The sequence below is a fragment of the Amycolatopsis umgeniensis genome, assembly GCF_014205155.1.
In the GTDB taxonomy this organism is placed as follows: domain Bacteria; phylum Actinomycetota; class Actinomycetes; order Mycobacteriales; family Pseudonocardiaceae; genus Amycolatopsis; species Amycolatopsis umgeniensis.
Genome location: NZ_JACHMX010000001.1, coordinates 1,379,806 through 1,392,009, shown reverse-complemented (window position 1 = coordinate 1,392,009; position 12,204 = coordinate 1,379,806). Strand labels below are relative to the sequence as shown.

The following is a 12,204-nucleotide window of genomic DNA, read 5'->3' as shown; positions in this document are numbered from 1 at the left end:
GTCTCCCGAGGGGCGGGTGTCAGGCGGCGAGTGGCCCGAAGACGAGAGTGCCCGGCGCCCCGGCGTCGTCACCGGCCCAGAACTCCAGCCACAGCGCCGCGAACTCGTTCCGGGACAGCATTCCGTCGCCGTCGGAGTCGAGCAGCGGGAACGTGGCGTCGGTGTCGGTGGGGCGGCCGTTCCAGACCTCGATCAGCCGGTGGTACTCGGCCGCGGAGATCAGGCCGTCCCGGTTTTCGTCGATCGCCTCGAACATCGCGTCGGCGGTCGCTGTCACGGCCTCGGGGGTCTCCGGCAGTTTGTCCACCACCAGCAGGACCTCGTCGAGGGAGACCTTGTTGTCGCGGTCGAGATCCGACGCCGCCAGCAGGGTCGTCCACCAGCTCAGCATGATGCCGGTCAGGTGCCGCTCGTCACCGGGGCCGCGCAGTCGCGCCCAGCGGTCGGCCAAGGCCTGGAAGTCCTGCTCCTGAAGGAAACCGTCGCCGTCGACGTCCATCGCGGCGAAAACGCTCGAGACCTTGCGCCGCTGCAACTCGCTTGCCATGCGTTCGAACGATAGGACTGGACGCGTAGTGCCACATCGGCCATTCAGGGCCCCGGTGAGCCACGAAAGGGGGACGGCCGCTGACGATCAGTCCTCGGTGAGTGCTTCGAGGATCTTGCCCAGCGCGGACTGCGCCACCGCCGAGGTGTACGGGCCGACGGCGACCAGCGAGGCGATGAGCGCCGACGCCTCGCCCGGTGTCAAGGAGATCGGCGGCAGGACGGGCCGGGCGTCGATGCCGTAACCGCCGCGAGGTCCGCGGCGGATGGTGATGGGAACGCCCGCTTCGCGCAGACGGGTGATGTCGCGTTCCACGGTCCGCAGGCTCACCCCTGTCGCCGTCGCGAGGTCGGCGCCCGCCACCCGGCGCGGTGCCCGCACCCGCAGCAACTCGATGATCGCGTGCTGCCGTTCGACCAGCGGCGCCGCCTGGTGCAGCTGGGTCATCCCCGCGATTCCCCCGGAACCCACCAACCGCTGGGGCATTTCCGCACTCCTCGAGTTCGAATAACCGACCCGGCTTTGACGTGTATTGGATCTTAGGCTGATTTTCCCTTCTCGTGATCGGATTTCGATGCCTTCACCTTTTGCTTTCCCCGGTGACTTCCGGCGCCTGTGGATCGGCCAGACGATCAGCGCGTTCGGCGACAAGGTTTCGCGGATGGCGTTGCCGACGGTCGCCTTGCTCGGCTTCGGCGGCACCGCTTGGGACGTCGGGCTGCTGGCCGCGCTGAGGTTCCTCCCGTTCGTGCTGATCGGTTCCGTGGCCGGCGTCTGGGTCGACCGGATCTCGTGCCGGAGGACGATGATCTGGGCCGACGCCGGCAGGCTGGTGGCGATGGGGTCGATCCCGGTCGCGTACCTGTTCGGCGTGCTCACACTCGGCCAGTTGTTCGTCGTTTCGGGTGTGGTCGGCGTGCTGACGGTCTTCTTCGAGGTCGCCGCCCAGTCCTATCTGCCGCTGCTCGCCGGGTCCGACGGGATCGTGGCGGGCAACGAACGGCTTCAGACCTCCCGCGCGGTCGCGGAGGTCGGCGGCGCGGCCGCCGCGGGCGGGCTGATGCAGATCCTCGGCTCCGCGCTGGCGATCCTGGCCGACGCCCTGTCCTTCCTCGCTTCGCTGGTGACGCTGCTCCTGATGCGCCACCGCGAGCCGCCCGTGGCCAGGACCGAAGAGCGGCGGTCGGCACTGAAGGAGGCCAGGGAGGGCCTGGAGGTGCTGCTGTCCGACGTCCGGCTGCGCACTCTGATGTTCGCGAGCACGACGGTGAACCTCGGCGTGGCGACGGCGAACGCGCTCGTGCTGGTCTTCGCCTACGACGAGGGAAAGCTGAGTCCTGGCGCGGTCGGTCTCGCCTTCGCGATCGGGACGGCGGGCCTGATCCTGGGCGCGGTGTCGTCCGGCGCGATCGCCCGCAGGCTCACCCTCGGCCGGACGCTGGCGGCCTCGATCCTGGTGACCGGAGCGGGTTTCCTCCTCCTGCCCGCGGGCGGACCGGGTGCCGCGCTGACCACGTTGATCGTGAGCCAGTTCCTGATCGGTTTCGCCGACTCGGTGTTCAACATCCACGTGCTCAGCCTGGTCCAGCGCATCACGCCGCCGGAGATGATGGGACGGGTCAACGGCACCGCGCTCTCGGTGGTCTTCGGCACCGGGACGCTCGGCGGTCTCGCCGCGGGCTTCGTCGGCACGGTGGTCGGCGTGCTGCCGGGATTGGTGCTGTCGGCGGGGATCATCTGCTGCGGCGCGGTGTTCGTCCTCGTCAGCCCGTTGCGGACGATTCGGGATGGAGTGGGCGCGGTGGCGCGTCGACCGGAGCGGGAGAACGCCACCAGGGATAAGGCACCCCGAACACCTTGTTGACCAGCACGGCCAGCAGCGCGATGAGGGCCACGCCCACCAGGACCGCGACGATCTGCGGAGCGGTGTGCAGGAGGCCGAGCGCGATGATCAGCGTGGTCGCCCCGGCCGGTGGATGCGGGATCTCCAGCGCGGCCATCGCGGCGCAGGTGAGGCCCAGCGCGATCGCGGCCGCCCCGATCCTGGCCCACGAAGGATGGGTCAGATCCGGGGCGGCGGTGAGCAGCCCGGTGACGGCGAGCCCGGTGAGCCCCGCGAGTACGCCGGCCAGATGCCCGAGCACCGTGTTGCGAGGGCTCGCGCCCGGCGCCGCCGGGCTCGCGAACACCAGGAACGCGGTGGGCCCGAGCGAGGGGAACAGCAAGGGCGCGCCGGACAGGATCGCGCAGAGGCCGATGAACACGATGCAGCCGAACGAGCTCAGCGCGACGTAGGCGGTGCGGCGGAGCCGGGTCATTCCCAGCCACGGCGGGGATCACGGTTACCGACCGCGCCGGGAGCGCGGCGCCGGTAGACCACATACGGACGCAGCAGGTACCGCACCGGCGCGCTGAAAGCGTGCACCAGGCGGGAAAACGGCCACAGCGCGAACAACACCATGGCCAGCGCGGTGTGCAGCCGGTAGTCCAGCGGCGCCGACGCCATCAGTTCCGGCTGGGGATCGAGGAGCAGGATGCCGCGGAACCAGGGCGCGACCGTCTCGCGGTAGTCGTATCCGCCACGGACTCCGTTGTCGACCAGCGTGTTCGCCAGCCCGGCGAGCATCACCAGCACGAGCACCACGTACATGAACTTGTCGCTGACCGACGTGGCCCCGCGCACGGCGGGCACCCTGATCCGCCGCCACAGCAGGAGACCGAGCCCGCCGATCGCCACCAGCCCGGCGACACTGCCCATCCCGAGCGAGATCAGGTGATAGCCGTGTTCGTCGAGCCCGGCGAACTCGGTGACGCCCTTGGGCACGAGCAGTCCGAGCACATGCCCGCCGATGACCATCAGCAGTCCGATGTGGAACACCGGGCTGGCCACCCGCAGAAGCCGCGATTCGTGGAGCTGGCTGGAGCGGCTCGTCCAGCCGAACTTGTCGTGGCGGTACCGCCAGATCGTGCCGAACACCAGCAGCGCGATCGACGCGTAGGGCGCGGCGCCCCACAGCAGCAGGTCCAGTCCGGAACTCATCGGGCACCTCCGGCGCCGGTGGGGAACGGATCGAGGCCGACCAGTTCGGCCTGGGGCTCCACGGGGAGTGGTGCGGGGACGGCGGGCAGCGTGGCCAGCACCGCGGTGACGGCGTCGCGATACGGTGTGTCCATAGTGGACAGGTTGCGCCGCAGGAGATCCAGCGCGGGATGGAAGCGGGCGAGCACCTGCTCGGCCGCTTCCGGCTCCGCGGCGGCGGCGAACTCCAGGATCACGGGCAGGAAATCCGGGAGCTCGTTCTCGGCGGGGGCGAACCCGTGCGTGCGGTAGAACCGGCGCACCGCGGCCAGTGTTTCCCCGCGACGGCGGGTGTCACCGTCGAGGAACCAGCTCAAATGCAGTGTCCGGCGGGGTTTCCGGTCGAAGACCTCGATGTAGTGCGAGGCCAGCTCGCCGGGTTCGCCTCGTTCGAGATAGGCCACGGTGCGGGAGAGCTCGTCGTGACCGGGGCCGCCGGTCTCGTCGAGGCAAGCGCGCAGCAGGCCGAGTTTGCCGAGGACGGCTTCGTCGGGATATTGCAGGCACCATCCGGCGATCTGGCGCAGCGCCGCGTGATCGCGGGGAGCGGTGGCCCGGGGGCGGAGGAGTTTCACCGGCCCGGCCCCCGCAGAGTCGGGAACAGCGAGTCCGGGCGGGCGCCGTCGTCCCAGCTGACCAGGTCCACTGTGGACTCGCCGCCGCCCATGCCGGGGCCGCCGTCGACGTCGAGACTGCACTGGGTGGCGATACCCTCCAGGTCGTGCGCCTGCCCGACACCCGCGGTGGGGATGACATAACGTTCGTCGTACTTGGCCAACGCGAGCAGCCGGTGCATGCCGAAGATCTGCTCGCCGGTGAGCCCGACGGAAGCGGGGATGTCTTCGTCCGTCTCCTGCCCGAGGTTCACCGCCCGCATGTAGGACCGCATCGCCGCCAGCCGCCGCAGCGACCGCCGGACCGGCTCGGTGTCCCCGGCGGTGAACAGTTCGGCCAGGTACTCGATCGGGATGCGCAGGGCGTCGATGGCGCCGAACAGGTTGTCGCGGTGTTCGCCGTCGTGACCGCTGCCGCTGACGGCGTCGACCACCGGTGACAAGGGCGGGACGTACCAGACCATCGGCATCGTGCGGTACTCCGGATGCAGCGGCAGCGCCAGCCGGTAGTCGTGGATCAGCTGGTACACCGGCGAACGCCGCGCCGCGGTCAGCCAGTCGTGCGGGATGCCCGCCGCCTCGGCGGCCCGGATCACCGCGGGGTCGTGCGGATCGAGCAGCAGATCGAGTTGCGCGGGGTAGAGGTCGTGCTCGTCGGCGACGGACGCGGCCTCGGTGACCTTGTCGGCGTCGTAGAGCAGGACGCCGATGTAGCGCAGCCGCCCGACGCAGGTTTCCGCGCACACCGTCGGCTGCCCGGCTTCCACCCGCGGGTAGCAGAAGGTGCACTTCTCGGCTTTGCCGGTCTTGTGGTTGAAGTAGACCTTCTTGTACGGGCAGCCGGTGACGCACATCCGCCAGCCGCGGCACTGGTCCTGGTCGACCAGCACGATCCCGTCCTCTTCGCGTTTGTACATCGCGCCGGAAGGGCAACTGGCCACACAGGACGGATTGAGGCAGTGCTCGCAGATCCGCGGCAGGTAGAACATGAAGCTCTGCTCGAACTCGAACTTGATCCGGATGCCGAGTTCGTCGCGCAGTTTCTCGGCGATCGGGTCCTTGACGCCGTGCTCGGTGGAGCCGCCGAGGTCGTCGTCCCAGTTCGGCCCCCAGGTGGGCTGGGTGGGCTCGCCGGTGATGGCCGACCGCGGCGCGGCGGTGGGCACGTCGTCGCCCAGTGGCGCCTCGATCAGGGTGGCGTAGTCGTAGGTCCAGGGCTCGTAGTAGTCGGAGATCTCCGGCAGATCCGGGTTGGCGAAGAGCTTCGTGAGCTTGCTCAGCCGTCCGCCCGCGCGCAGTCGCAACCGGCCTTTCGCCGTCCGCTCCCAGCCGCCCTTCCAACGCTCCTGATCCTCATAGCGACGCGGATATCCTTGCCCCGGCCGGGTTTCCACGTTGTTGAACCACGCGTACTCGGTGCCGGCCCGGTTTGTCCAGGCCTGCTTGCAGGTCACCGAACAGGTGTGGCAGCCGATGCACTTGTCCAGGTTCATCACCATGGCCAGCTGTGCCATGACCCGCATCAGTAACGCACCTCCTGGGAACGGCGGCGGATCACGGTGACCTCGTCGCGCTGGTTGCCGGTGGGGCCCAGGTAGTTGAAACCGAAGGAGAGCTGGGCGTAGCCGCCGATGAGATGGGTGGGTTTGAGCAGCAGCCTGGTCAGCGAGTTGTGCGTCCCGCCGCGTTTGCCGGTGGCCTCGCTGCGCGGCACGTTCACCGCCCGGTCCTGGGCGTGGTAAAGGAAAACGGTGCCCGTCGGCATCCGGTGGGAGACGATCGCGCGCGCCACCACGACTCCGTTGCGGTTGACCGCCTCGATCCAGTCGTTGTCGCGCGCGCCGATGGCTTCGGCGTCGGCGGGGCTCATCCAGATCCCCTGCCCGCCGCGGGACAGGGTGAGCATGTGCAGGTTGTCCTGGTACGTCGAGTGGATCGACCATTTGCTGTGCGGGGTCAGATAGCGCACGGTCACTTCCGCGGCGTCCCCCGTTCCGCCGGTGAGGTGCTGCGAACCCAGCGGCGGCCGGTAGACCGGCAGCGCCTCGCCGAGTTCGTGCATCCAGTCGTGGTCGAGGAAGAAATGCTGACGGCCGGTGAGCGTATGCCACGGTTTCCCGTGTTCGACGTTGATCACGAACGCCGAGTAGCGCCGTCCGCCGCTCTCGCTGCCGGACCATTCCGGACTGGTGATCACCGCCGCCGGGCGGGACCGGGTGTCGGCGAAGGTGATCTTCTTGCCTTCGTGTTCGGCGGAAAGATGCGCCAGTTCGGTGCCGACCCGTTTCTCGAGATCGCGGAATCCCTGGGTGGCCAGCCGTCCGTTGGTGGTGCCGGACAGGGCGAGCACGGCGTCCGCCGCCTTGATGTCGGTGTCGATCAGCGCCTGGCCCTGAGCGGCCCCGGTGGTCGCGACGCCGTTCTTCGCGCGCAGCCAGTTCACTTCCTCGCCGACGTCGTAGGTCAGGCCCTTGCTGGTGGCGCCCAGTTTCTCCAGCAGCGGACCGAGTGTGGCCAGTTTCGCCGCCACCGCGGGGTAATCGCGTTCGACGACGGTCAGCCGGGGCATGGTGACACCAGGGATCGGCTCGACGTCGCCGTCGCGCCAGTCACGGACGACCCCGCCGGGTTGCGCCGTTTCGCTCGGGGTGTCGTGCGTCATCGGGGTGGCGACGAGATCCTTGCGCACCCCGAGATGCCGTTCGGAGAGCTCGCTGAACCGCTTCGCGATCGTGTGGAACGCCTCGAAGTCGGTGCGGGTCTGCCACGGCGGATCGACGGCGGCGTTGAAGGAATGCACGAAGGGATGCATGTCCGTCGACGAGAGATCGTGCTTCTCGTACCAGGTCGCGGCGGGCAGTACGACATCCGCGAACAGGGTGGTGCTGGTCATGCGGTAATCGATTGCCAGCATGAGATCCAACTTGCCGACCGGGGCGATGTCGTGCCATTTCACGGTTTTCGGCCGCGCGTCCGGCGGCGCTTCCTCGCCGCGCAGGTTCGCGTCGGTGCCGAGCAGGTGGCGCAGGAAGTACTCGTGGCCTTTGGCGGAGGAGCCGAGCAGGTTGGACCGCCACACCGTGAGCACCCGGGGCCAGTTCTTCGGCTCGTCCGGATCCTCGGCGGCGAACCCCAGCGTGCCTTCGCGGAGCCTTTCGGTGACGTGGCGGACGGGGTCGAGCCCGGCTTCCTCGGCCTCGTCGACCAGATCGAGCGGATTGCGGTCGAAAGTGGGGAACGAGGGCATCCAGCCCAGTCGCGCCGACTGCGCCAGCGTGTCCGCGGCGCTGGTCCCGGCGAGTTTGCCGGACGCCAGCGGGGAGGTCAGTTCGTCGTTGCGCAGCGCGTCGTAGCGCCATTGGCCGGTGTGGAGGTACCAGTAGGCCGTCCCGATCATCTGCCGGGCGGGGCGCATCCAGTCCATCGCGCCCGCCAGCGTCTGGTGCCCGGTCAACGGCCGCACCTTCTCCTGGCCGACGTAATGCGCCCAGCCGCCGCCGTTGCGGCCCTGGCAGCCTGTCATCGTCAGCAGCGCCAGGAAGGAGCGGTAGATGGTGTCGGAGTGGAACCAGTGGTTGGTGCCCGCGCCCATCAGGATCATGCAGCGGCCGCGGGAGGCCTCGGCGGTCTCGGCGAATTCCCTGGCGATGCGGGTGACCCGCTCGGCCGGGACCGAGGTGATCTCCTGCTGCCACGCCGGGGTGCACGGTTCCGCCGGATCGTCGTAGCCGGACGGCCACCGGCCCGGAAGATCACCGCGTCGCACGCCGTACTGCGCCATCAGCAGGTCGAACACCGTGGTGACCAGCTGCCCGCCCTGCTCCACGGCGGGCACCCCGCGCCGCAGGACGCCGTCCGCGTCGAACCGCGGGAGCAGCACCTCGACACCTTGATGGCCCGGATCGGCGAGCAGGCTCAACCGCGGCACGACGTCGCCGAGGTCGAGGTTCCATTTGCCCCGGTCGTGTTCGTTCCAGCGGTGGCCGACCGAACCGTTGGGCACGACCGGGTCCCCGGTGCGGTCGTCGACCAGCACGGTCTTCCACTGTGGTTCGGCTGTCTGGGGTTCCGCCGTCTCGACGTCGAGATCCGCGGCGGTGAGGAACTTCGCCGGTACGTACGCGCCGTCCCGTTCGGTCAGCGTGACCAGGAAGGGAAGGTCGGTGAAGCGGCGGACGTAGTCGGTGAAGTACGGAACCTGCCGTTCGGCGAAGAACTCCGTGAGGATGACGTGCCCCATGGCCATCGCCAGTGCGGCGTCGGTACCCGGGTGCGGGGCCAGCCACTCGTCGGCGAACTTGGTGTTGTCGGCGTAGTCGGGGGAGACCACGACGACCTTCTGGCCGCGGTAGCGCGCCTCCGCCATCCAGTGCGCGTCCGGTGTCCTGGTCACCGGGACGTTCGAGCCCCACATCATCAGATACGCGGCGTCCCACCAGTCCGCGGATTCCGGCACGTCGGTCTGATCGCCGAACACCTGCGGCGAGGCCACCGGCAGATCGGCGTACCAGTCGTAGAAGGACAGCATCGGGGCGCCGATCAGCGCCATGAACCGGGATCCGATCGCGTGCGAGACCATGGACATCGCCGGAATCGGCGAAAAGCCGGCGACCCGGTCCGGGCCGTAGCGCGAAATGGCGTGCACATGCGCGGCGGCGGCGATTTCCGCGGCTTCGTCCCAGCTGATCCGGACGAGCCCGCCCTTTCCGCGGGCACGGTGATAGGACAGTCTCTTCATCGGGTCGTCCATCACCGACGCCCAAGCGACGACCGGGTCTCCGTGCTGTTTCAGCGCCTCGCGGTACATTTCCACCAGTACGCCTCGCGCGTACGGAAAACGTACCCTTGTCGGGGAATAGGAATACCACGAGAAAGAGGCGCCGCGAGGACAACCGCGCGGTTCGTACTCCGGTTTGTCCGGACCGACGGAGGGATAATCCGGGTCCTGGCTCTCCCACGTTATGATCCCGTCGGAGACGTACACGTTCCAGCGGCAAGAACCGGTGCAGTTCACGCCGTGCGTCGACGGGACCACCTTGTCGTGGCTCCAGCGATCACGGTAGAAAGCGTCGGCTTCCCGGCCACCGGTCAGGTGTACGGAGCGCAGATCCGCCGAACTCTCCGCCCGGGTCAGATAACGGCCGAGCCGGAGCAGGGCCGTGGTCGCCGCGCCTTCGTTGTGGTGGTTTTCGGAGCCGTTTCCGTTGGCTTTTCGTGGCGAGCGCACGCTCGCGACCTCCCGACTAAAGTCGTGAATGAGGCAGACAGCGCGAACAGGACGTGCCGAGTCTGTCCGGGGAACGAGCGCAATGCTAGCGGCAGTGGCTGCCCACTGTCTTTCCGCGAAGGTGATCATGGGTGTTGATCACTCGAAAAGACCAGTAAGTAAAGGGTTTGGTAATGTCGGGGTAATTGGCGTGAGAAACTCGATTAATCCCTTCTGTCGGGCGATAGAAATGTGTTCCGATGCGAATTCCCGAAACCGGATGCCATGGTGCTGAGCGGATTCGGGGCCGGGTAAACCGGAAAACGCGGAACAAGTATCACCGGATGTCGGACAGGGTCGAAAGTATGTATAACGACCTATACCGGCGGGCGCGGCCGAGCCCGCCTGGATGGCGGGCCGCCGCGTCCCCCGGCAAAATGAACCGGTGACGGAATCGGAGAGAGTGGAGAGCGGGGCAGTCGCGCTGGAGGGCACGGACGACACGGCCGTGCTCGAGGTGACCGGCGCGCTCGATCTCGCCCTCGCGTCCAGGCTGCGGCTGATGGTCGAACGCGCCTTCCGGCTGCGTCCCGCGGTGATGATCGTCGATCTGACGGCCGTGGAGTTCCTGGCGTCGGCGGGAATGGCGGAGCTGGTCCGGGCGGAGCGGCTGTGCGCGGGGACCACCCAGGTCCGCGTCGTGGCGGGCAGCAGGGTCGTGCTGCGGCCCTTGGAGCTCACCCGCCTCACCGATGAGCTGGCGGTGTATCCGACGAGGACCGCGGCGCTGGAGGCCTGATGGAATCCGGTGCTGACGCCTCCCCGCTCGTCGAGCTCGTCGGGCGCCTGCGCGCCGAGGCCGCGCTGATCGACGGGCTGCATTCGGTCGGCCGCCGGCTGACGTCGCAACTCGACATCGACCGGATCGTGCAGGACGCGACGGACTCCGCCACGAAGGCGACCGGGGCGGCCTTCGGCGCGTTCTTCTACAACCTCGTCGACCAGTTCGGCGAGTCCTACACCCTGTACACGCTGTCCGGTGTCCCTCGCGAGGCCTTCTCCCAGTTCCCCATGCCGCGCAACACCGAGATCTTCGCGCCCACCTTCGACGGCGTCCGCACCGTCCGTAGCGACGACATCACCGCGGATCCCTGTTTCGGCAAGAACCCGCCCTACAACGGCATGCCGAAAGGGCATCTCCCGGTCCGCAGCTATCTCGCGGTGCCGGTACTGAGCCCGACCACCGGAAAGGTCCTCGGCGGTTTCTTCTTCGGCCACGCCGAACCGGGCCGGTTCACCGCAAGGCACGAGTACCTCGCCGAGGGCATCGCCGGCTACAGCGCGATCGCGCTGGACAACGCCCGGCTGTACGAACGGGAGCGCACCCTCGTCACCGAACTGGCCCGCAGCATGCTGCCGGAGGTGCCCGACATCCCCGGCCTGCGGATCATCACCCGCTACCTGCCCGCCGCCACCGGGATCAACGTCGGCGGCGACTGGTTCGACGTCATCCGCCTGCCCTCCGGGCGCACGGCGTTCGTCATCGGCGACGTCGTCGGGCACGGTGTCCCGGCGGCGACCGTGATGGGCCAGACCCGGACGGCCATCCGCGCCTACGCCCTGCTGGAGCTGCGGCCGTCGGAACTGCTGCGCCGCGTCTCCCAGCTGACGGAACCCGGATTCGTCACCTGTTTCTACGCGGTCCACGATCCCGAGGACCACTCGCTGACCTACGCCAACGCAGGGCATCCGCCCGCCGTGCTGAGACGCCCGGACGGCCGGATCGACCAGGTCGGCGAGGCGCTCTCACCGCCGCTGGGCGTCGGTACCGTGTTCACCGAGGAGCGGACCGGCTTCCCGCCGGGCACCGATCTGCTGCTGTACACCGACGGCCTGGTGGAGAGCCCCACGAGGGATATCACGCTGGGTATCGAACGGCTGCTCGGCGCGTTCGTCGCATACGGCGACCGGCTCGGTGACGCGGCCGCCTGGGACGACCTCATCGAGGAGATCACCCACAACCGCCACGACGACGACATCGCCGTGATCCACGTCCAGCACACGACAGGCGGCGAACGATGAAGCACGTACCGGCCCCGGTGCCGCACGAGTTCCGCGATCGGGTGCCCGCCGAACCGGGACGGCTCGTCGGGCTCCGAAAGCAGCTCTCGATCTGGCTCGCCGGCCTCGGCGTCGACGGGGAACGGCAGGAGGACATCGTCCTGGCGAGCAACGAGGCGCTGGCCAACTCCGCGGAACACGCCTACCGGGACGGCACGGACGGCGTCATCGACATCCGCGCCACCGCCGACCGCGACGAGATCGAGATCGTCGTCACCGACTACGGCAACTGGAAGCCCGCGAACCCGGCCGACACGATCCGCGGCCGCGGTCTGCTGCTGATCGAGCGCCTCGCCGACCACGCCGAATGCGCGTACCGGGGCGACGGCACCACGGTGACCATGACCTGGACGACGAGCCCCCGAGGAGGAAGATGACCGCCGAAATCGAGCGGGCGGCGCACGCTTACTGTCCCGTGTGCACCCCGGATCCCGGCCGCGGTGACCTGGTCACCGCGCTCTGCGGGGCCACCCATCCCTTCTGGGGCCGTCGCGAGCGGCCGGTGAACAACTGCCCCGCCTGCGAAGCCCTCGCGGCGGGCACGGTCTACCCGTGCGGCCACACGGGCAGTGAACGTTGAGGGATGATCGTTAAGGTTCGCGGCATTCGGGGTACTAGGTCCTCGCGAGCCCCGACT

Annotated in this window: 12 protein-coding genes; 5 read left to right on the top strand and 7 right to left on the bottom strand. The window is 68.7% G+C overall.

The genetic code is table 11. The features are described from left to right. Nucleotides 1–19 precede the first annotated feature (19 nt). Both HDA45_RS05905 and HDA45_RS05900 read right to left on the bottom strand, forming a co-directional pair. On the bottom strand, nt 20–547 hold the full coding sequence (locus HDA45_RS05905) for an EF-hand domain-containing protein (protein WP_184892602.1): 528 nt from the start codon (nt 545–547) through the stop codon (nt 20–22). 87 nt (nt 548–634) lie between these two features. Continuing rightward, on the bottom strand, nt 635–1,033 hold the full coding sequence (locus HDA45_RS05900; RefSeq protein WP_184892600.1) for a helix-turn-helix transcriptional regulator: 399 nt from the start codon (nt 1,031–1,033) through the stop codon (nt 635–637). An 88-nt stretch (nt 1,034–1,121) separates the two neighbouring features. On the opposite strand from HDA45_RS05900, the gene HDA45_RS05895 reads away from it, so the two are divergent. Further along, on the top strand, nt 1,122–2,411 hold the full coding sequence (locus HDA45_RS05895) for an MFS transporter (protein ID WP_184892598.1): 1,290 nt from the start codon (nt 1,122–1,124) through the stop codon (nt 2,409–2,411). On the opposite strand, the gene HDA45_RS05890 is transcribed toward HDA45_RS05895, so the two are convergent. Genes HDA45_RS05890 through HDA45_RS05870 form a run of 5 tightly spaced genes read right to left on the bottom strand, consistent with a single transcriptional unit; the run spans nt 2,311 to nt 9,467 of the window. Further along, complete coding sequence (locus HDA45_RS05890) at nt 2,311–2,865, bottom strand: HPP family protein (protein WP_184892596.1); 555 nt, start codon at nt 2,863–2,865, stop codon at nt 2,311–2,313. The two genes, HDA45_RS05895 and HDA45_RS05890, sit on opposite strands and share 101 nt — an antisense overlap. Continuing rightward, complete coding sequence (gene narI, locus HDA45_RS05885; protein ID WP_184892594.1) at nt 2,862–3,587, bottom strand: respiratory nitrate reductase subunit gamma; 726 nt, start codon at nt 3,585–3,587, stop codon at nt 2,862–2,864. Before narI ends, HDA45_RS05890 begins: the two co-directional genes overlap by 4 nt. Then, entirely contained in the window at nt 3,584–4,201 is a 618-nt protein-coding gene (gene narJ / locus HDA45_RS05880) for a nitrate reductase molybdenum cofactor assembly chaperone (protein WP_184892592.1), read from the bottom strand. The genes narI and narJ overlap by 4 nt, the downstream gene beginning before the upstream one ends. After that, nucleotides 4,198–5,763 carry a nitrate reductase subunit beta gene (narH, locus tag HDA45_RS05875; protein ID WP_184892590.1) on the bottom strand — a complete coding sequence of 522 codons (1,566 nt, stop codon included), beginning with the start codon at nt 5,761–5,763 and terminating at the stop codon, nt 4,198–4,200. The genes narJ and narH overlap by 4 nt, the downstream gene beginning before the upstream one ends. Then, complete coding sequence (locus HDA45_RS05870; protein ID WP_184892588.1) at nt 5,763–9,467, bottom strand: nitrate reductase subunit alpha; 3,705 nt, start codon at nt 9,465–9,467, stop codon at nt 5,763–5,765. The genes narH and HDA45_RS05870 overlap by 1 nt, the downstream gene beginning before the upstream one ends. 424 nt (nt 9,468–9,891) lie before the next feature. On the opposite strand from HDA45_RS05870, the gene HDA45_RS05865 reads away from it, so the two are divergent. Genes HDA45_RS05865 through HDA45_RS05850 form a run of 4 tightly spaced genes read left to right on the top strand, consistent with a single transcriptional unit; the run spans nt 9,892 to nt 12,147 of the window. Next, the gene (locus tag HDA45_RS05865) at nt 9,892–10,245 is read left to right on the top strand and encodes an STAS domain-containing protein (RefSeq protein ID WP_343071995.1); all 354 of its coding nucleotides are present in this window, start codon (nt 9,892–9,894) and stop codon (nt 10,243–10,245) included. Beyond that, nucleotides 10,245–11,528 (top strand): PP2C family protein-serine/threonine phosphatase, encoded by a 1,284-nt coding sequence (locus HDA45_RS05860; RefSeq protein ID WP_184892584.1) that lies wholly within the window; start codon nt 10,245–10,247, stop codon nt 11,526–11,528. The genes HDA45_RS05865 and HDA45_RS05860 overlap by 1 nt, the downstream gene beginning before the upstream one ends. Further along, nucleotides 11,525–11,944 (top strand): ATP-binding protein, encoded by a 420-nt coding sequence (locus HDA45_RS05855; protein ID WP_184892582.1) that lies wholly within the window; start codon nt 11,525–11,527, stop codon nt 11,942–11,944. Before HDA45_RS05860 ends, HDA45_RS05855 begins: the two co-directional genes overlap by 4 nt. After that, nucleotides 11,941–12,147 (top strand): hypothetical protein, encoded by a 207-nt coding sequence (locus HDA45_RS05850; protein WP_184892580.1) that lies wholly within the window; start codon nt 11,941–11,943, stop codon nt 12,145–12,147. The genes HDA45_RS05855 and HDA45_RS05850 overlap by 4 nt, the downstream gene beginning before the upstream one ends. Nucleotides 12,148–12,204: the final 57 nt, after the last annotated feature.